This window comes from Caballeronia sp. LZ035 (assembly GCF_031451175.1).
Classification (GTDB): domain Bacteria; phylum Pseudomonadota; class Gammaproteobacteria; order Burkholderiales; family Burkholderiaceae; genus Caballeronia.
Window position 1 is genome coordinate 1,135,989 of the sequence record NZ_JARUXS010000002.1, and the last position, 20,586, is coordinate 1,156,574.

The 20,586-nt window shown below is 58.9% G+C and carries 16 protein-coding genes; 7 read left to right on the plus strand and 9 right to left on the minus strand.

Translation table 11 applies throughout. The features are described 5' to 3' along the window. Window positions 1–19: 19 nt before the first annotated feature. From QCE88_RS20765 to QCE88_RS20785, 5 genes are read right to left on the minus strand one after another with little or no spacing between them, the layout of a single operon-like run. Entirely contained in the window at window positions 20–1,324 is a 1,305-nt protein-coding gene (locus QCE88_RS20765) for an MFS transporter (protein ID WP_309905619.1), read from the minus strand. 46 nt (window positions 1,325–1,370) lie between these two features. Continuing rightward, on the minus strand, window positions 1,371–1,970 hold the full coding sequence (locus QCE88_RS20770) for a peroxidase-related enzyme (protein ID WP_309905621.1): 600 nt from the start codon (window positions 1,968–1,970) through the stop codon (window positions 1,371–1,373). Then, complete coding sequence (locus tag QCE88_RS20775) at window positions 1,967–2,482, minus strand: CMD domain protein (RefSeq protein WP_309905623.1); 516 nt, start codon at window positions 2,480–2,482, stop codon at window positions 1,967–1,969. The genes QCE88_RS20770 and QCE88_RS20775 overlap by 4 nt, the downstream gene beginning before the upstream one ends. A gap of 2 nt (window positions 2,483–2,484) precedes the next feature. Beyond that, window positions 2,485–3,960: an NAD(P)/FAD-dependent oxidoreductase gene (locus tag QCE88_RS20780; protein WP_309905625.1), complete on the minus strand. Its 1,476-nt coding sequence runs from the start codon at window positions 3,958–3,960 to the stop codon at window positions 2,485–2,487. Further along, on the minus strand, window positions 3,957–4,934 hold the full coding sequence (locus QCE88_RS20785) for a LysR family transcriptional regulator (RefSeq protein ID WP_309905626.1): 978 nt from the start codon (window positions 4,932–4,934) through the stop codon (window positions 3,957–3,959). The genes QCE88_RS20780 and QCE88_RS20785 overlap by 4 nt, the downstream gene beginning before the upstream one ends. A 922-nt stretch (window positions 4,935–5,856) precedes the next feature. On the opposite strand from QCE88_RS20785, the gene QCE88_RS20790 reads away from it, so the two are divergent. The 3 genes from QCE88_RS20790 (at window position 5,857) to QCE88_RS20800 (ending at window position 9,931) form a co-directional block, all read left to right on the plus strand. Beyond that, complete coding sequence (locus QCE88_RS20790) at window positions 5,857–6,405, plus strand: hypothetical protein (RefSeq protein WP_309905628.1); 549 nt, start codon at window positions 5,857–5,859, stop codon at window positions 6,403–6,405. A gap of 818 nt (window positions 6,406–7,223) precedes the next feature. Next, on the plus strand, window positions 7,224–8,138 hold the full coding sequence (locus QCE88_RS20795) for a hypothetical protein (protein ID WP_309905630.1): 915 nt from the start codon (window positions 7,224–7,226) through the stop codon (window positions 8,136–8,138). Continuing rightward, the gene (locus QCE88_RS20800; RefSeq protein WP_309905633.1) at window positions 8,135–9,931 is read left to right on the plus strand and encodes a hypothetical protein; all 1,797 of its coding nucleotides are present in this window, start codon (window positions 8,135–8,137) and stop codon (window positions 9,929–9,931) included. Before QCE88_RS20795 ends, QCE88_RS20800 begins: the two co-directional genes overlap by 4 nt. A 928-nt stretch (window positions 9,932–10,859) precedes the next feature. Here QCE88_RS20800 and QCE88_RS20805 read toward each other — a convergent pair. The 3 genes from QCE88_RS20805 to QCE88_RS20815 all read right to left on the minus strand — a co-directional run bounded on the left by QCE88_RS20805 (window position 10,860) and on the right by QCE88_RS20815 (window position 15,038). Further along, on the minus strand, window positions 10,860–13,271 hold the full coding sequence (locus QCE88_RS20805) for a TonB-dependent siderophore receptor (RefSeq protein ID WP_309905634.1): 2,412 nt from the start codon (window positions 13,269–13,271) through the stop codon (window positions 10,860–10,862). A gap of 255 nt (window positions 13,272–13,526) precedes the next feature. Then, window positions 13,527–14,510 (minus strand): FecR family protein, encoded by a 984-nt coding sequence (locus tag QCE88_RS20810; RefSeq protein WP_309905637.1) that lies wholly within the window; start codon window positions 14,508–14,510, stop codon window positions 13,527–13,529. A gap of 30 nt (window positions 14,511–14,540) precedes the next feature. Beyond that, window positions 14,541–15,038, minus strand: coding sequence for a sigma-70 family RNA polymerase sigma factor (locus QCE88_RS20815; RefSeq protein WP_309905639.1), 498 nt, complete (start codon window positions 15,036–15,038; stop codon window positions 14,541–14,543). 380 nt (window positions 15,039–15,418) lie between these two features. Here QCE88_RS20815 and QCE88_RS20820 point away from each other — a divergent pair, with 380 nt between their 5' ends. The 4 genes from QCE88_RS20820 to QCE88_RS20835 all read left to right on the plus strand — a co-directional run bounded on the left by QCE88_RS20820 (window position 15,419) and on the right by QCE88_RS20835 (window position 18,665). Continuing rightward, window positions 15,419–15,859, plus strand: a complete 441-nt coding sequence (locus QCE88_RS20820; protein ID WP_309905641.1) for a hypothetical protein — start codon at window positions 15,419–15,421, stop codon at window positions 15,857–15,859. A gap of 1 nt (window position 15,860) precedes the next feature. Continuing rightward, window positions 15,861–16,259: a hypothetical protein gene (locus QCE88_RS20825; protein WP_309905643.1), complete on the plus strand. Its 399-nt coding sequence runs from the start codon at window positions 15,861–15,863 to the stop codon at window positions 16,257–16,259. A 390-nt stretch (window positions 16,260–16,649) separates the two neighbouring features. Continuing rightward, entirely contained in the window at window positions 16,650–17,777 is a 1,128-nt protein-coding gene (locus tag QCE88_RS20830; protein ID WP_309905645.1) for a redoxin domain-containing protein, read from the plus strand. 54 nt (window positions 17,778–17,831) lie between these two features. Continuing rightward, the gene (locus QCE88_RS20835; protein ID WP_309905647.1) at window positions 17,832–18,665 is read left to right on the plus strand and encodes a hypothetical protein; all 834 of its coding nucleotides are present in this window, start codon (window positions 17,832–17,834) and stop codon (window positions 18,663–18,665) included. Between the two features lie 131 nt (window positions 18,666–18,796). On the opposite strand, the gene QCE88_RS20840 is transcribed toward QCE88_RS20835, so the two are convergent. Beyond that, window positions 18,797–20,536: an ABC transporter substrate-binding protein gene (locus QCE88_RS20840; protein ID WP_309905649.1), complete on the minus strand. Its 1,740-nt coding sequence runs from the start codon at window positions 20,534–20,536 to the stop codon at window positions 18,797–18,799. Window positions 20,537–20,586: the final 50 nt, after the last annotated feature.

Below are 20,586 nucleotides of genomic sequence, written 5' to 3' on the forward strand. Positions count from 1 at the left end.
ACACACCAAGCCCGCCGTGTCATCCCGTGGTCTGCGCACCGCTGGCCCGACCCTGCCTGAAGTGGCCCGGCTTGAGCGCCATCACGGCGATGAGACTGAGCGCAATGCCGATCATCACATACAGCACGGGCGCCAACGGCGAACCCGTGAGCGCGATGAGCCACGTGACGAACGTCTGCGCAAAGCCACCGAAAACCAGCACGACCACGTTGTTGACCACGGCGAGCGACGTCGCGCGCGAGCGCTTGGGGAACATTTCCGCGAGCGTCGTGCAATACACGCCAAGGAAGGTGGCACTCACGACGCCGATCACGATCTGCGCAACCAGCAGCCGTGAAACGGACGGCGCCGCCACGACCCATGCATAGAGCGGATAGATCGCCACGAGATAAGCAGCCAGCGAGCCGACCAACAGGGTCTTGCGGTCGTGACGATCGGACAGGGCGCCCGCGATCGGCGTGACGATCAGCATGACGATGGCCGCGATCATCTGCACCATGAAGCTCTCCGACACGGGCAGCTTGAGCACCTGCTTCGCATAGGTGACGGTATAGCCGAACGTGACGTAAAACGTGACCGTGCTCGCGACCACCATGCCCATGCCGATCAGATAGTCGGACAGACCGCGCTTGACGGCACTCGCGTCTGCCGAGCGTGCTTGCGGCGTTGCATGGATGCGAGCATAAGTCTCGCTGGCATGACGGCGCAGATACACCGTCAGCGGCGCAATCAGGAGGCCGACGGCAAACGGAACGCGCCAGCCGCCCGCCATCTGCTGCTCGGGCGTGAACACCTGAGTGACCAGCACGCCGAGCGCGGCGCCGAGCATCGTCGACATGAGTTGTCCGCTCATCTGCCACGAGCCATAAAAACCGGAACGATTGGGCGGCGCAAGTTCGATCAGGAAAGCCGTCGAGGTGCCGAACTCGCCGCCAATCGAGAAGCCTTGCAGCAGCCGGGCCGCGAGCATCAGCAGCGGTGCGGCGATGCCCGCCGTGGCGTAGGTCGGTGCGAACGTCATGATCGCCGCGGCCAATGCCATGATGCTCATGCCGAGCGTCATGGCCGATTTGCGGCCATATTTGTCGGCATAAAGACCGAGCAGCACGCCGCCCACCGGCCGCATGAAGAATCCCGCGCCGAACAGGGCGGTGGTCAACAGGATGCCATTCAGGTTCGCGCCCGAGTCGGCGGGTGCAGCGGGGAAGAACAGCTTGCTGATGAGCGGCGTCATCGCGGCGAAGATGGTGAAGTCGAACCACTCCATCGCATTGGCCAGCACCGCAGCCACGATGACGGGCTTCAGGCCAGGTTGAGTATCCATCGGCTATCTCGGGATAAGGTTGGAAGGACGGTTCGACAAAGCGGGGTCATGCAGCCGGTGTCTGCTCGGGAAACACAGGCTCGCCGAGATTGAGCATCAACCGGTTGGCCCACGCGAAGATGGCGATCGAATGGATGAGATCGAGAATCTCGGCATCAGAAAGACCGGCCTCGCGCAACGCACTCAGATGGCTGGCTTCGATGTTTTCCGGCCGCTCGGTCAACGCGGACGAGAAGCGTGCGATCGCTTCTTCGCGGCTCGTCGTACCGGCGCTGTGAGGGTCGTCGAATACCTGGCGGATGACGTCGTTGCGCTTGGCGAGCTGTTCGAAGCGCTGTGCATGGACCGACGCGCAGTACACGCAGCCATTGATCCGCGATACCACGGTGGTCGACAGTTCCCGCTCCGCGCGCGGCAGGCCGCCGGGCGCGTACATGATCGCGTTGAACGCTGCGGAACGATGTCGCAGGATCTCAGGCTGATGCACCAGAAAGCGGTAGTAATCCGACTCCTTGGCCTTGGGGTGGCTCTCTTCGAGCACGGCGATCTGCTCCACGCTGGCCTGGTCGAGGTTCACGACGTCGAGCCATGCGCGCCATCCCAGTGATTCGTTCGTGAAGCCGTTCGAACGGATGAAGTCGGTCATGCTGCGCGCTCCAGTTGTGCAAAGGCTTGCAGACCCGCCACGAGGCGCGTCTGATACGACAGGAAGGCAATCAGCTGTGCAAGCGCGACGACAGCGGGCGTCGTGAGTCCGGCAGCGGGCAGCGCTTGCAGGGCGGCCTTGTCGCCGGCGATCGGGTCCTCGATCAACGTACGCGTGAACGTGAGGATTGCACGCAGGCGCGGATCGGTCAGATCGTCAGGCGTGCCGGTTGCCACGGCGATGAGCGTCGCGGCGTCGACATCGTGCGCGGCCAGTTCGGCGCGGTAGTGAGCGGCCAGCGCCGGTGAAGGCGTGAGCCGGCTTGCGTAGAGCGCGACAAGCAATCGTTCGACGAGCGTGATGCCTTCGAGTGCGGGATCGAACAGCGCGTCGTAGCTGCCTTGGGTCGCGTCCACGACCTTCGCACGCTGATGCCGCAGTGCGTGAGTGCTTGAGCCGGTCGCAAGGCCTGTGACGCGATCGACCACGTCCTCATCCATGTCATGTTTCATGTTCAACTCTCGAAGGCTTGATCGGCGAGTGCCGGTGGTGGTGGCGCGGGCGTCCATTCGGTCCCCTCGACTTCGGGCTCGGCGAACGTCTCCATGTTGGCGTAATGCAATTCGACATCTTCTCGATAGAACGTTGCCGCGAGCCCCTGGGCGAGCCGCTTCGCGCCGTCGCTCACGGCCGGGATATCGCCCGAGAGCGCGCCGTGCGAGAGCGTCGCGGGGGCACAGAAGCAATGGATGCGTTCGAGGCCAGGGCATTCGCCCGCGCTCTTCTCCTGGAACTCGAAGACAGGGCCGAGATCGGGTGAATCGGCAAGCTCGATGTCATCGTCACCGGCGGGCGGCGCGTAGCGGTCTTTCCATACGCGGACATGACGCGCGAAGGATGCGAATTCGGGGCGGTCCGTCCAGTCGATACGAAAGCCTGTGCCGAACAGGAGGAAGTCGAGCGCGAAGTTGCCCTTTGGCGTGCGCACCTGTAGCGCGTTCCCGACGACTTCGACATCGGTTATCGGTGTCCCGAGATTGAAGCGAGCGTTCGCGTGACGCGACACGCGCAGCGTGCTGCCGCGTGGCGGTGGAACCTGCTGCACGTTGATGTAATGGCGGATGCGCCACTTCCAGTCATCAGGCAACGCGACATGACCGTGCGTAAGGCCCGGATTACCCGCGCCCTTGCCTTTGTTGATGCGGGGAATATCGGTGCGGCGAATCAGCAGATCAACGGATGCCGCGCCTGCTTCGAGCGCGGTCGCTGCGCTGTCCATCGCCGATGCGCCCGCGCCGATGACGCCCACGCGCTTGCCGCGCAGCGTGCCGTAGCCGAGCACATCGGACGAATGAGCATAGAAGCGACGCGGCAGGTCACGCGCGAACGCAGGCACGGTGGGACCGCCTAGTCCGTCGCGACCCATCGCGAGAATGACATGGCGCGCGTAAACGGTTTCGTTGCCCGCGGCATGCGTGATGGACAGCGCCACGCAACCATCCGCGCGCGGCGTGATCGCGGTGATGCGGTGTTCGTTGCGCACGTCGATGTCCAGCACATCGCGATACCAGCGCAGATAGTCCATCCATTGCAGGCGCGGTATCTTGTCGAGCGCGTCCCAGGCCTGTGCGCCGAACTGTGCTTCGAACCACGCGCGGAACGTGAGCGACGGCAGGCCGAGCGCAGGTCCGGTGAGCTGCTTTGGCGAGCGGAGGGTTTCCATGCGTGCCGTGGTCGCCCATGGGCCTTCGAAGCCACGCGGCGATTGATCGTAGATGACGGCATCGATGCCGAGATGGCCCAGCGCCGCCGACACCGCGAGCCCGGCCATGCCGCCGCCCACGATCGCGACGTTGACGAGCGCGTGGCCGTCGATGGTGCGCTCGGGTACCCAGCGTTTCGCGGGCAGTTCAAGCCACGCGAGGTCCTGGCGCAAGCGGGCTTCGAGCGCCGCGAGACCCGCGGTCGATGGAGTGCTCGGGTTCGTCACAGCAAGTTTTCCTTGATGGCAGGCAGGTCGCCATAGAGCGACTGCAGGACTTGGGCGTGCTCCGTGCTCGCGCGCAGCGTGAAATCGGGGAGCAGGGCGCGGGCGGTATCGGCGAGTGCGTCGATCAGGCTTGCGGCCACAGGCGGCAGCGGGATCGCATCGCGCGAGATCACGCCGAAGAAATACGGAATGTCGGCGTCGATAGGTCGGATGGTGATGCCGGTGAGCGGCGTGCCGTAGGCCGTGACGGGTTCCAGCACGGAGATGCCGAGGCCCGCGCGCACGGCAGTCAGCGCGTTCATCGACGAATTCGTTTCGATCAGTCCTGCGGGTTTGACCGACGCTTGCGTGAATGCGTGGTCGAGGCGGCGGCGAAGGCGATACGGATTTTGCATCGTGACGATACGCCGGCCGTCGCAAGCCGAAAGCGGCAGGCGGTCGTGTTGCGCGAGTGGATCGTCGTCGCGCAGCGCCGCAACGCACGCGGATTGGCCGATCCAGTGCAGGAGCACGCCACGATGTTCGAGCGGCAAGCTGGCCACGCCGATATCGGCTGCGCCGGTGAGCACGGCGTGGACTACCTGTTCGGGGGTCACGCTGCGTAGCTGCACGTTGTGGGCCGCGCCGGCGATCTGGGCGTGGGCCAGGCCGAGCGGCACCAGGCCAGCGGCGAGCGCGGCGGTCGCAGCGATGCGCAAGGGACGACTGTCGCCACGGGCGATTTCATCGGAGCGTTTCTGGAGTTCTTGCAGGTTTGCGAGGACGGATTCGACTTCCTCGTAAAGCTGGATGCCTTGTTCGGTCGGCGTGACGCGGGGGCCGTTGCGGGTGAACAGCGCGTAGCGCACGTCAGCCTCGAGGTCCTGGATCAGGCGCGTGATGGCAGGCTGCGAGCGGTTGAGCAAGCGGCCGGCGGCGGTGATGCTGCCGGTTGTGACCACTGCGGCGAAGGCTTCGAGTTGGCGGATGTCCATACGGCTACGGGGGTGCTCGAATCATGTTGTTTGAGCATTCTCACGTACCAATAATGCGATTTGCAAATAATAAATTGGAATATTGGTATCAGGGGCGAAGGACGGCTGGAGGCGGTAGCGCAGGGAACGCGTGGAAATCGGCGCTGACCTAGTCGAGGTGAGGCTTGCGCGGAATGGATCCGTCGGAGAGGGGGCGCAAGAGGGTGAAACGACAGGCAGGCAGAAAGCGCCAGATGCTCAGGACAGCAAGGAAGTTCTTCGCAGGTTTTCGGCCGCACGTCGCATTGGAGTAGAGCGGCCTGGTTCGGCTGTCCACTTCACTTGAAACGATTTCGTGGTCGGGAGTTCTGTGTCGCTCTGTGGATCAACGAGGGCGTCGGCGAGGCGTAGAAGGCGGCAAGCGGCCACGAACTGCCGTTCAGCGAGCGGAGAACTCTGCAATCAGAACGGCCGCAATCCTCGGGAACCTGCCGGACAAACCGCGAGAACAATTCGATGAACCGGGTCGTGTGCCTTTGACGCCCAAGAAATATCAACGGTCATTCGAACATCGACACTAGTTCGGCACAGCATATGGTCAAGTGGTCGTTTTGACAGTCAGATGAGTCTCGCGTGAGAAATCGTCGCCGTGGCTGTCGTGCTGCTGTATGAGACGTTGTGCCGCGTCGGCAAATTCCGAGAAGCGTGCGGTAGCCAACAATTTGACGTCACTTTTTGAGAAAAGCACCGCGCTTACGGATAGAAATATTGAGTCAACCCCGTCACGCATCCGTTCATCAGAACTGTCGGGCTTGGATAGGTTTAGGCCGGCTTGGCAAACACGGTTGTCAGGCGCTCATGCCTCATATTGTCTTTCACGTGCATTACCTTGTATCGCGGTTCTCGGATCGACAGTTTCGGACGTTTTCTGGGGGGCGGTCGCATGAGTGCCAAACAGAGGTTCTGGAGGGAGCTCTTTGAATTGAAAGTTCACACCGACTACATTGCCGGCTATCGAATCGATTGCGAGAAGAAAGAAAGGATATTGAATATCTTACTAGCTCTATTGTCGACAAGCAGTCTTGGGATCTGGGCAGTTTTCAAGGCATACCCCGCAATATGGGCCGCGATTATAGTAGTCACACAAATAATTTCTGCTGTAAGTAAATACCTCCCATATCATTTGCGGGCCAAGGGGCTTTCATCTGCAGTGCACGAATTCGACGACCACTTTATATGGGCCGAGGGAAAATGGACAGAAATTTCGTCGCGCCCAGAAAATGATCCCGGCTTTGACAAATCCAGAAAAGAACTCCAGTTGCGTAAAGCTAAGACCATGAAAACGCATTTCGCATCCTCCCTGCCTGTTCGACAGGACATTATGGACCGAGCGGAAGCTTCGGGGTCTGCCTTCTTTCAAAATTTCTATGGAGCAACGCATCATGACCAAAGCGCTACATACTCTGGATCAACAATCGCCGGACCGAGGTGATATATCCGAACTACCGCCCGTTAAATCTCCCACACCGCCTATGCCACCACCCTCGATGTTGCCGACCGAAACGGCCAATAAGGGGTGACGCCTCACCGGTCCATCGTTAGATGAACGTCGACACCAAGATTCACTTAACTTTGAACTTTCTTGACCTAGCTTCAAACTCTCCGGGGTCCAGTCGACGGCGGCGACACCGCGAATATGATTACGCAAAACAGCGGACGGAACTTGAAGGGCGGTCCGGCTCAGTTCGGCCATGAGCGGTCACACGGTGATGGGCTTGGCTCGACGCTCGAACGTCCGCTACGCTCATTTTCCGGCGTAGCCGGTCCAGTAGAGATTGTGCTTGATCGGCCGCTGCGAAAGGTTGCATCAGCAGCATCGATACATTCAAGCGGATCGACCTGAAAGTGACATGGCACAGCACAATCTGATTGAGCTACGGCTTACGTCCAAGCGTGACGTAATTAGGGGTTCTCGCGTCGATCGGAAAACCGGCGCGTGGCATGACGAAGTTGTAGTCGATGATCCCCACAACCAGGAACTGGCGCGTCGCCGTTCGACGAGAACGCGAAACGAAAGGACAAAAGACGGCCGCCGCTGTCTGCAGCGTTCGTCGGAAAAGCGCTCTTTGCAGTACGCAACTACTTGCCCTTTTTTAACCTAGCTCTATTATGAAAGACGATTGACAGTTTTGATGTGCTAGCTTGCGTGACTGCCCGCGTGCTGCGCTTACTGAGAATTGGCCCAAGGAGTGCCGGCCAATCGTTGAAGCGCCTTGTCCTGGCAATCTGCTCACTTCACGGAGCGGAAACATGCGTATCCTTCAGAATTCGATCGACTTATCGATAGACGGTTTCGCTATAGGATTAGCCACTCATTCTTGCGTTGAGCACGGGAACATTTATCGCATTCTTTCGATAGGAATTTTTCGCTTAATAGTGGCGATGTTATTGGTGATTTTCGCACGCGGCGGGAATGCCATCGACCTCAACGAGTATAGAACGCTTGCAGCGTCTGAGCAGCAGCGGACAAATCAACTCATTTCAATGGCCCAAACCGTTGCACGGCTCAATCAGGTGCTTTTTATGGAGAACCAGGATTGGCAGGGCTGCATCGCTTCCCCCAATAATCGCAACGCGATAAACGAGGTCACGAGTTGCATCATCGTTCTAGATAAATGCGTTCTAGATATTCGAACGGCCATGGAAGCAGTTCCTATCATGAAGCTGGAGCCAATTGGGAAAGGAGAAGCCGCATTACGCAAGCAGGCAGATATCTCTTTAAAGTTGGCGAAGGAAACACTGACTAAGCTCGAGTCAACGCGAGCATCTCTTAGGAACGACGCCACGGGGTTCGTGGATGATGCAACTGTCTGCAAACCCGCAATGAGTTACGTCTCTAAGCTAGAGGCCCTACGACCAGACTTTTTGCGAGCAATAAATACCGGTGATGTCTATTTCCTACGCGGCACGCTGGCGACGGTCGAAAGCTATGCGGCAGCAATCCGTGTCGGACAGGCAATTTGCGCAAACGATTACATGAACTCGCTATCGGCTGCGAATGCGGTAGTTGGGGATTTGCGCAAGATTGCTGAAGCGCAAGACGCTGAAATCCTGTTCCAGCGCGGTTGCCAATCAGTTGGAACTCGACCGAACTGGGCATCTATCTGTCTATCGCCCCGAAATGTGCTGTCTGAGTATGCCCTACACACCGAGCTTATAAAATGATAGACAACGCGATGAACGATATGGGCCGGCTCATAGTAATCCTGTTGTTCGTTCTCCCAGCGTTTCCAAGCGCCGCCGATGTTACTTTTAAGAACCAACCTGCGGGGCCGAAACGCATGCATTACGTTGACTTTACCGAAGAGACTCCCTTCGACGAGATCGACGTCTTCAACATCAACGCCGCCCCGAGAGCAGATGGGCAGCTCGGCGAAGCCGATAGTTCAGCGCTGAATCGTGCCGGCGTGCGCAGTTTTGAACAGGGCGGTTTGATGTCCTCTGATCAGCGGGATGCTTTCATTAAGGGACGAGGCCAACAGCGCTTCTCAGACTTCGTTATGGCGCAGCGACCGTCTGCTCTCGGTGCCGACGCATTTCTGAGAGGGGGTTCGTCCATCGTTAACCCTTATGTAGTTATGGACCAACTGTATCCGTTATATAACCCTACGCTTTATTTGCCAAATTCGTTGACATCGGAGACGGTCAATTATTTAGATGTTCTGGCGCGCGACATAGCAGACGGAAAGGTAGGAAGTCAAAATGTAGTAATCCAATTTCCTCCGCTTCCGACGGAAGACGAATTCAACAAAGCAGCGCTCCCAGGTGTCAGTGCTACTGGAGTCCCTGCAACGTTCGTCAACGAGATCCTACGTCGAGCGCGTGAAAAATTGATCAACGGGTACAGGGATGCGTTCAAAACCTTAGAATCTAAGATCGACGGAAGTTACGCGAAACTGGCCGGCATAGAGCATAACCAGACAGAGGACGCTCGAAAAGCGCCGGACGCATTCGGAAAAGAAGTGTACGGACGAAAGATCGTTCTCTTTCGTCCGAGTCCAAGTGACCCTTTTGATACTTCCGCGTCTCGACACTTCGATGCTGTTTCAGCCGTGCACTCGCAGATGCCGGTCGGAGTCGAGATTTATCAGTTGTTTATTCCAAGCGAGTTGAGACGCACTAACAACTCCGGTAGTACAGCATTGATGGCAAAGAATGCGAAATTCCGAAACGACATCTTAGACACCTTGAAGCGTGCGAATTCGGGAATTGCCAATGGGCCGCAGGGGGTCTTAGCGCGGTTCCTGGCGAATTTTTTTGCAGTTGAAGCAGATCGAACGTATGATTTCGACCCTGAGCGGGCTCGACAACTCCATGATAATGCGAAACTCATGTTGGATTGTATAAGCGCGATCCCATTCCTTGGGGTTCCTCGCGACCTCTTTGAGGCTTACCTAGGCGAAGATGTACTGGACGGCAAGCAACTTTCTCCTTCGGAACGCGCTCTCAAAACGTTCTTCGTGGCGTCCGCAGGGGTCGCGCGAGCGGTACCTAAGCGTTTTCTCAATCGGGTCGTAGACAGTGTCTTAAAGCTTGGTCGACGATTTTCGGCCGACGAGCGACGCTCATACGAATCAGCGACTGTTTTACTGCGAAATTTAGCTGACCGCTGGCCAAGCTCGGTCGATAAACTGCGACGGGCTGCTATGGGAATAAAAAATTTTGATCCACGAAGGGTGGATCGTGCAGGCGCTAATAGTTTCTTTGTCGCAAAAGTCAACCGCCTCGAGATGGACTATCTGGGACGGGCATGGGTTGGTTCGGAGGCCACCGTCCGATACTCTGCAGACGATGGAAAGCTGATCTATGAGAGTATCGACGGACTACGGCAGTACCGGCCACCTGAGTGGAAAGCAGACCTTGGTAAGATGCAAGCAAATTTGAAGGAAAGGTTAAAGCCAGACCCCGGCAAGAAACTAGGCGCTTGGCTTTCGAATGCACACTTCGATGTAGAATAAGGGGATTCGCACCGAAGTCAGCGGAGCAGCCTGAGCCCATGTGCAACGATAACACGCACTTATCGGCTCGAGACCTAGGCGTTGCCACGGATTGAAGCTGCTTCGCTTCATTGACGCGCCGTGCAAACATGAAGTTAATGTCCGTCCGCGACTGGTTTCGGAAGTGAGTTTTCACTTGTAGTGTGTTGTAGAGCCCGCGAGCCGTCGAAGTTCGAATTTCGTGCAACTTTGTACAGACAAGATTTGACTAAATCGCGCGCTGGTCCGGCAGACTCAGTTTCGCTCGTCGGCATGCGGCGGAAGTTCTATATCATTTGCCCTGAATAGCTTTCAACGAGCGCTAGGCGTTTCCCGGATTCTGGCTCGGAATCGACGATTCCAAATGGCCGTTTCACGACTTGAAGCGGTCCATCATGCCGGCTTTGAACGAATGTCAGAAGTGGGTCGCAAGGGCTCATTCGCTGTTTCCCGAGACTACCGTCCCACCCGTTTTCGACCTCGAAAACCATGAATCTGCCTTTCGACCTGATGCATTTGTTCGGCAACGACTTCGACCCAGTGAGGCGACAAACCGTCGATGTCCGCGCCGTCGCTGTGTTTCAATCGGTAAGCGCTCGCTGAGTCAGTTGATGTGCTTTCAGGACAACTCCAGCAGCGTCATCGCGACGCAGGGTGCGGGATTGACCAGCGAAGTCCAGCGCATCGCCGACTGCATCTCGGATTTGCGCGTCGAAACTCCAAGGGACGCCCCCGCCTAAACGACGAAACTCACCAGCAGCCCGGCAATCACGGCTTCCCTTTGCAAAATGGGCAAAAACAGCGGCCCCACGCTCGACAATGCGGTGATGTCTTACTTCCCGGAACAAAGACGCAGATCAGGGAAGCCGCCTGCCACGCAAACGTGTCGATACGGTATGTCAGAGTCGGTTTACCAAAGATACCTCACCGTGCCGAGAATCGCGCGGCGCTCGCCAAACTCACACGAAGCCGCGCTTTGGCAACCGGTCAGATATTCACGATCGCCGATGTTCTGCACGTTGATGCTCACTGACGCGCCCTTCAGGCGTGAGTCGATGCGGCCGAGATCGTAACGGGCCATCAGATCGAAGACGGTATAGCTCGCGGTCTTCCACAGATTGGCGGTATCGCCATAAGACCCGCTGGTATAGCGCACGCCCGCGCCGACTTCGAGACCCGACAGAACTGCCTGCTCGAAACTGTAGGTCGCCCAAAGGCTGGCCTGATGCTTCGGAATCAGCGGCAACTGATGGCCCAATTGCGCCGGGTTGGTCGAGGCGAGCACGCGGGTATCGGTGAACGAGTAGCTGGCGATCAGTTTGATCTGCCGCGTGATCGCCGCGCGCGCTTCCAGTTCGACGCCGCGCGAGCCGACTTCGCCGGTCTGGATGCTGTACAGGATGTTCTCGGGGTCCGGCGTCAACACGTCTTTTTGCTTCATGTCGAACAGCGATACCGCAAACAGCGCATCGAGGTTCGTCGGCTGATACTTGATGCCGATTTCCGTTTGCTGCCCACGCGTCGGCGTGTAGGGGCGGCTGCCCGATTCCGGCGAGGTGGTGCCGATCTGCGGCTCGAACGATGTCGAGTAGCTGATATACGGCGCGACGCCGCTGTCGAACAGATAGCCAAGCGCGACGCGGCCGGTGAACGCGTTGTCGCTGGCGGTCGTGGTCAGGTTGGTCCTGCGATTGTCCAATGCTGCACGTGACCAGTCGTTGCGGCCACTCAACGTCAGAATCCACCGGTCGAGCTTGATCTGATCCTGCAGGTACACGCCGTACTGGTTCAGCGTCTGCAGATTGTTCGCCGTGTAGGTAATGGCGGGTGCCGCACCCGTGTTGACCGGATTGAAAATATCGATCGAGCTCGTGGCGACCGTGCCGGTGTAGTTGTCGATCGTTTCGCGGCGGAAATCGAAGCCCGCGAGCAGGGTGTGATTCAGCACCGCCGTCTTGAACTTGCCCTGAACCTGATTATCGACGGTGAATTCGTCCATGCTGCGGTTGATGTCCGTCGCGCGCCGAAGCAGCGTGCGGTAGTCGGTTGGCAAGCCGGTCGCCGCGTCAGTTACGAAGCCATTGCCCCACGTCGAATAGTTGTGGGTTTTTACATGGGCATAGCGCAGTGCCTGCTTGACCTTCCAGTCGTCGTTGAATGCATGATTCGCTTCGTAACCGATCGCATAGTACTCGCGTTGCAGCGTGTCACGATCGGGGTCGCCAACGTTCAGATTTGAATGAATCTGTCCCAATGGATTGGCGTACAACGTGCCGTACGCAGGGTAGTACTGCGTGGCGATCCCGGCATCGTCCTTCTGGTATTGAGCGAGCAAGGTGAGCGAGGTGTCGGCCGTGGGCCGGAAAGTGAGACTCGGCGCGAGATACGTGCGATTGTCGTCGGCGCCGTCCACCTGGGTGCCGCTGTCGCGGCGCAGCCCCACGAAGCGATAGAGCAGCTTGCCGTCCTGGTCCACCGGTCCACTGAAGTCGAACGCACCTTGCACGTGGTCGTAGCTGCCGCCTTGCAACTCGACTTCGTGACGCGCCTGATCGGTCGGCCGTTTGCTCGTCATGCTGATGATGCCGCCCGGCGGATTCTGACCGAACAGCACGGATGACGGCCCACGCACCACTTCGATGCGTTCAAGACCGAATGGCTCCGATTGCGCGCCTTGACCGCCGAGGCCGTACGGCAGCATCAAGCCGTCCAGATAGAAGTTCGGCATGAAGCCGCGCACGCGCACATAGTCCCGGTCAGTCGTGACACCGAAGCTGTCGCCGCGCACGCCGGGTGAATAACGCAACGTCGCGCCTACACTTTGCGCGGCCTGGTCCGTGATCTGATCGGCAGTGACGACGGAAATGGATTGCGGGGTTTCGAGTAGAGGCGTATCGGTTTTCGTGCCGGCTGCGCTGCGTGACGCGACGTAGCCGCTGGTTTCCGTCCACGCGGTTTCAGCGTGGCCTCGCACATGAATCGGTTCCAGCGTCGTCGCGCCGGTGGTCGCAGGCGGAGTCGGAATGCGGTACAGCTTGTAGGCTCCGCCCTCGACGAGGCTCGCCGCGAGACCGGAACCCTCCAGCAACGCATCCAGTCCTGCCAGCGCGCTGTATGTTCCATGCAAGCCTCTGCTTTGCACGCCATCGGTCAATGAGGGATCGGTCCCGATCATCAATCCGGCGTGCCGTCCGTAGGCGATCAAAACGTCGTCGAGACGTCCTGCCGGAATGTCGTAACGCCGCGCATCGTTGCCGACATGCGGTGTTTGCGCCCGGGCATCGGATGCGGGCAGCAGGGTTGCGGCACCGGCGAATGTCATTGCGATGGCCAGTGTGAAAAGATTCGGTGCACGCCGGAAAGCGCTGCGTGTAGCGGCGCGAGGTTGAATTGAAACCATGAAGAGGCCTTGATTCGAGCGGTAGATGGACGACGCTGCCGTGCGCCTCGGCTTCGTCTTATGAGGTCTAACGCTCGAAATCGAAAACAGTGCCGTTTTTTTTCGGTGCTGTTATTTCGATAAATTGATAATCGAACGGCGCGGTGACGTGCCGGCTCTGGTTGGCGTTGGGAGGGCTCAGGCGGATCGCTGAGTCAGCGTCACCCAGTAACGGGTGCGGCTATGAAGCGTGACCGGCAAAACGTGTTGAATCACGCGCAACACCTTGTCGGTGTCGTGTAGGGGGAAGGTGCCGGTGACGCGCAGATCGCCGACCGACGGATCGCAGCGCAGGATGCCTCGCCGATAACGCGCCAGTTCGTCGATGAAATCGGCGAGACGCAGATTGCGCGCCACGAGGAGACCGTCGATCCACGCGACGGAGCTGGAATCGAGCGCGGAGGGCGCCTCGAACGCGTTGCGGTTGAACGTGGTGGTTTGCCCGCGCGCGAGCGTCAAGACCTGGCCGGTCGCGTTGGCCGGACGGATTTCGACCGCGCCTTCGATCACGCTGACGCGCGTGTCCTGATCCGTTTCTCCTGGCTGACGTACCGTGAAGCGCGTGCCGATCGGCGTAACGACACCGTTTCGGGTATCGACGTGCAGAGGGCGACCCGCCGGGTCATGTCCGCTCACCACCAGAATCTCGCCCTTGTACAGCGTAATGCGTCGCTGATGCGCGTCGAATCGGATATCGACGGCGCTATCGGTATTCAGAGTCAGGCGCGTGTGATCGGCCAGCACGAACTCGCGCTGCTCTCCGACACTGGCGCTATAGCCTGCCGTCCAGCTACGCCAGGGCGTCGCATCGAGCAGCGTCCAGCCGACGATGCCGGCCCCCGAGAACGTCAGCAGGCGTGTCATCGCACGACGCCGTTTTTGTTGCGCGTTCACGCTCTCGAGGACCGAGCGCGCGCCCTGAGGCCCGAGTTCGCCGACGTGGTCATTGAAGCTTCGCGTCATCTCGGCCATGCGCCGCCATGCTTCGGCGTGAACCGGGCTGGCCGCTCGCCAGCGCTCGAATCCGGCGTGGTTTCGCGCGTCGGGACCGTCCTGCAGTTTGACCATCCAGTCGGCGGCCTGGGCAACGATCGTGGCGTCGATACGGTTGGCGAGCGTCATCGGGTCACGTCCGCGCCTGCCGCTGCGAGCTCATTCATAGACCACGGCGTAGCATTGCTGCAAGGCTTTGGACATGGCCTTCTTGACCACATCGATTGAAAGGCCGAGTTGATGAGCCACCTGCGGATAGCTGAGCCCATCGAGTTGGGCGAGAAGAAAAACCGTGCGGGTTCGCGGTGTCATCGTCTCGACCAGACGGCATAACCGTTCCAGCGTCTCCAGAATCAGCGCGCGCGCTTCCAGCGACGGCGCGGTGGCCTCCGGCTGACTCGCCAGCACGTCGAGGTACGCGCGTTCCACCTGAGCGTGACGGAAGTGACTCACCACCAGATTCTTGGCAATCGTCGTCAGATAAGCGCGGGGCTGCGGCAAAGCTTGTGCGGGATCGCTGCGCAGCAGACGCTCGAAGGCGTCGTGCGCCAGATCGGCCGCATTGTCGCGGTTACCGAGTCTGCGATACAGAAAGCTCACGAGCCAACTGTGATGCTCACTGTAGAGCACGCCAACGGCGTCGATCTGGTAAGTCATTGGAAATGAGTTGGCCACAGGACGAGCGAACGCGGTCGTGTCGCTTAATGAGAATCACTCGCATTCTAAACGAAGAATCACCGTTTGTGGTTAGTTTGTAATCTTTGGCATGCGTTTGCGAGAGGGCGCGGAGCGCGCCCAGCGTTCGATCGCCGGCCGAGGTCATCGCGGAATGACATCTCGCAACAGCAGCAAACAATGCGAACACTGACGTTGCCTGGCCAATGTCACGACGATGACTCAAAATCCGTCGGCGCTGGATACGCGATAACGAAATCACGCCGGGCGATCCGACGAGCCTGCTGTGCGCCTGTCGGGTCGTAGCCAAGTAGTGTATCGGGATCATTTGAAACTACGGGAGAAGGAAAATTTTTAGATCATTGTTCGGCAAGAGCAGCCCCGCGCCGAGTACCGCGCTCGTAAAGGATATGAATCAGCTTAGGCCCCATCTATCGGCAGCGGGCTGGACCTTCGAGGACCGGAAGCCCATCGAGATATTTGGAATTTCGCTGGAGCGCGCTGTGACGAATCAATCAGGTATCGCGTCCGCCGTGGGCTTTGGCGGCGGCTACTTCCACGTCATAAAGCTATTCGGGCTCACTCGCCCGTTGACTGCGGAAGAGATCGTCAAATTCAACGCCGAGACGCAACTCTTCAACCTGACGCCGCACGACGAACCTCCTGCAGGCATCCTGAAGTCGCATATTTCCGCGCGCTGCGGCGTTGAACCGCGAGTGCTCATTTCGCTGTTGACCTACTCGGAGGATGCATTGGCAAAGGTGGTCGGCATGGTCGGTGCGAACGCGCTGAAGGCGATCTGACATGGAACTGACCGATTTCATCCCGGTTCCAGACTTGCGCTCGCTGGACAAGACGATCCGGAAACTAGGCCTCGATAGCATCGAGGGGGTTGAGAGTGGAATGCCGGTGCTGACCGTTACGGTCGGACGGACGCTGTTTATGGTGACCATTCACAATCAGTGCCTCAAGCTAATGTATATGCTGCGCTCGACCCATCATCCGGGCGACGTTGCGTTGTCCAACAACTGGAACATGTACAACTTCATGGGCACCGTGATTCCGCTAACCAATGGCTATGCCATGAAGCACGAGACTCTCATGTCGACTGGAATCGTGGCGGGCAATCTCAAAGACACCCTGATGAATTTTTCGCAGGCGGTCGACAAATTCGTGCAGGAGTGGGCTTCTCTTCCAGAGTGAGATTACGCCCGACCCACCTCGCGCGAACAGATGAGGGTCGACTGGAACAGGACAGGAGCGGCTCGCCGCGGACGCAAAACTCAGTCACCCGCCGCGACTGTCCGCAGCTTGAGATCGCCTCAGGCCGCAAAGCCAAGCTGAACAACTTGTTCCTCCGCCCAGTCCAGCAGTAGCCAACCCCTGGACAATCCCACATCGCATCCTTCAGCCGAATGTAGCGTTTGAACGCACCGCGGCTGCCCCCAAACAACAGCAACCCAAGTTGCTTCAAACGAAACCCGAACGACAACCATAACCACTTGACAGCCACCGCTCCCAAGGATTATTAGCATTTAATTCACGCCTGTTCCTTTGCCGAAACCACCGCACGAAGCCCCTCATGAGTTCTCCATGACGACACTCCTGGTCTTCGCTATAGCCTTGCCCTGGTTGCTCATCGTCTTTGGTTGCTGGTTGGGCTATCAACTGGTGCGTCAACACGGGCGGATCTTGCTGAGCCTGGAGGCGCTCGAGAACGGGTTTCGGGGCGGATTGACTGAGCCGTCCGATCCTGCATCGACTGCCCTGAATGGCCTCCCGTCAGGCTCCATAGCGCCGGACTTCGAATTGCCTGACCTTTCCGGGGCTCTTCACCGGCTCTCAGCGTTCCGGGGCCGTCCTGTCCTGCTGATCTTCTTCAATCCAGCCTGCAGTTTCTGCATGAGCATGCTGCCGGAGTTGAAATCCTTCGCGCCTGAAAGTGAAAATGGCAAGCCAATGCCCTTGGTGTTAAGCACAGGAGAAGCCGAAACAAACCGCCAACTCTTCCAGACACACGGCATTGAATGCCCCGTGCTGCTGCAGAAAGATAGGGAATTGGCTGCGCAATACCGGGCGCACGGCACGCCGGTGGGCTACCTCATCGACGAGGAGGGAACCGTTGCTAGTGAGTTGGCCATGGGCGCGGCGGCCTTAATGGCGTTAGCAACATCGCCGGCTCCTCAAGCCACGCCGGAACCGAACCGCAATCGCCCGGCCGAGCTAGCCGCTCGGGGAAACAAACCGATCAATAAAAGCCGACTCAACCGCAGCGGCCTCAGAGCTGGAACGCCGGCGCCAAATTTTCGTCTACCGAGCCTGGATGGAGATGACCTGGCCCTTGAGGATTTTCGGGGCAGGCGAGTGCTACTCGTCTTCACCGATCCAGGTTGTGGCCCATGCGAGCTTCTGGCCCCGCACCTGGAGCGCGTGCATCGTGAGCGAAAAGATGTCCTGGTGCTCATGGTGAGCCGGCAGGACGCGGAAACTAACCGCCAGAAAGTGGCAAAGCTTGGATTGACGTTTCTGGTGGTGCTGCAAAGAAATTGGGAGGTCTCACTCCAGTATGCGACGTTCGCTACGCCAGTGGGTTACCTCATCGATGAGCGCGGGGTACTGGGATCCGACGTGGCCGAAGGATCCGACGCCATTCTGGCTTTAGCGGGCAGCCAAAGCGCGTCTTCCAACGACGCCAGACTCCACGCTGAAAGTCCTTTGTGATTGCACGAGACACTTCTCCGGGACTCAATGCCCCACTGATACCAGGAAGCCGCCATGAAAATCCGCTCCGTCAACCCGAATGCAATGGACCATCGATTCGATGAGTGGACCAAAGCCGTCGCACACGGGCCGACCCGGCGCAAGACGCTGCGACTGATAAGCCGCGGCCTGTGTGGCGCGTTCCTGACCTCGCTCGGATGGAGAAGTTGGGCCGCGAGCAGCACTACCGTGGCCGCATCCAGTGCCTCGCCTTCTCTCGGGACCGATGGCGACATCGCCGCCGCCTTGGCTCAAAACGGACTCTCGATCTGCCGCAACCAGGAGTACGCGCTCTGCGCGGGTGTCCGCTGCTTCGTCTATAACAACGTCGCCTATTGCCGCTGCGACCTGCAGTATGGCGACAGCGTCAGCCGCTCGTTGTCCTACTCCGGCGGGGACGTTTGCAACTTCAATGCTCAAGGCGCCAGCAGCGGCTATGTGGTGAGTACCTTCAGCGTTCCCCCGGCAAGCACAGGGCAATCCGGAGACCGGGCGCTCTATTTCTGCCCCCCGACTTCAAACTCCGGTGCCTATGCCTCGTGCGATGGCGGCATCTGTTTCGCGAGCACGCGAGGTCAATCGTTCCCTGGCCTCGGCCGGCTCGGACAAGACCAGATCGTGTGCTCCTGTCCGATAGCGACCGGCACGTCAGGCTCGGCGGCCAAAGTAGGCCACCAGATCTTTGGACCCTATCCGTGCCAGGCTTCCTTCTTCGAGAACTGCAAGAACACGGTTGCCACCGGAGGAAACGGTACGATCCTCTACGAAGGCGCGCCTACCGGTTCCTATGAAATTGGCGCCCTGGTGTTGAACAAAAGGCTTGCGCACTTCAACATGTGCCTTCCCTAAGCGTTCTTACACGCTGACGAGATCCATAGCCCAAATCTAGACCGCTGCCGGGATCGCTTCCGGCCGCTTGCCAAACTCAATACAACAAAAAAAGGCGGCGCAATCAAGCGCCGCCCATCCACAAAAACGCGCTACCGCACCTTCCCCGCCTTCCACGCCGACAACAACTCCTCATACTTCACCGTCTCACCCTTGGGCTTCTCATTGGCAAGCCGCTTCCACGGCGCGTTCTTGTCGGACAACCACTTCGACGGATCGCTTTGCGCATTGAGTTCCGGCGCGCAAACCTTCATCCCGGCCCGCTGCAAACGCGCCAACACCTGATCCATCTCCTTCGCGAGGTTATCCATTGCAGCCTGCGGGGTCTTCTCACCCGCGACAGCAGTACCCACGTTCTTCCACCAGAGTTGCGCCATCTTCGGATAGTCAGGCACGTTGTTGCCGGTCGGCGTCCATGCGATGCGCGCCGGGCTGCGATAAAACTCGATCAACCCGCCATACTTGTCCGCGTTCTTCGTGAAGTAGTCGCTATGAATGTCGGAGTCGCGAATAAACGTGAGACCGACAATCGACTTCTTCAGCGACACGCTCTTCGACGTCACGAACTGCGCATACAGCCACGCGGCGGCCCGCTGATTCGCCGGCGTCGACTTGAAGAACGTCCACGAACCGACATCCTGATAACCATTCTGCATGCCGTCCTTCCAGTAAGCCCCATGCGGAGACGGGGCCATGCGCCACTTCGGTGTACCGTCCGCATTCGTGACGTTGCCCGGCTTGAGCATCGATGCCGTGAACGCCGTATACCAGAACACCTGCTGCGCGATCCGGCCTTGCGCCGGCACCGGGCCAGCCTCGCTGAAGGTCATGCCCGATGCTTCCGGCGGCGCATATTTCTTGAGCCAGTCGATGTATTTGGTCGTCGCGTAGACGGCTGCCGGGCTGTTGGTGCCGCCGCCGCGCGACACCGACGCCCCTACCGGATGACACCCATCAGCCGTCACGCGAATGCCCCATTCGTCGACGGGCATGCCGTTCGGGATCCCTTTGTCGGCTTCGCCCGCCATGGAGAGCCAGGCATCCGTGAAGCGCCAGCCAAGCGACGGATCCTTCTTGCCGTAATCCATATGCCCATAAACTTTCTCTCCGTCGATGTTTTTCACGTCGTTCGTAAAGAACTCGGCAATATCTTCATACGCGGACCAGTTGACCGGCACGCCGAGGTCGTAGCCGTATTTCGCCTTGAACTTGTCCTGGAAATCCTTGCGTGCGAACCAGTCCGCGCGGAACCAGTAAAGGTTCGCGAACTGTTGGTCCGGAAGCTGATAGAGCTTCTTGTCGGGCGCGGTCGTAAAGCTCGTGCCGATAAAGTCCTTCAGGTCGAGACCGGGGTTGGTAAAGTCCTTGCCTTCGCCCGCCATGTAGTCCGATAGCGGAACGATCACGCCATAGCGATAGTGCGTGCCGATCAGATCCGAGTCCGAGATCCAGCCGTCGTAAATGCTTTGCCCGGATTGCATCGAGGTCTGCAATTTCTCGACAACATCGCCTTCCTGAATGATGTCGTGCTTCACCTGAATGCCGGTGATTTCACTGAACGCGGACGCAAGCGTCTTTGATTCGTAGATGTGCGTGTCGATGGTCTCCGACACGACATGAATCTCCTTGACGCCTTGCGACTTGAGTTTCGCCGCGGTGTCGATGAACCATTTCATCTCGTCCATCTGTTGCTGTTTCGACAGCGTGCTGGGTTGAAATTCGCTGTCCACCCATTTCTGCGCCTCTGGCGTGCCCGCCAGAGCCTGGTTCGCGAAGGCGCCTGACACGATACTTGCCAATGCCAGCGCGACGGTCCGTCTCCTCTGATGCATGGTCTTCTCCTGTGTCTTCGGTGCCCCTTCGACTATGTCGGCACCCGCTG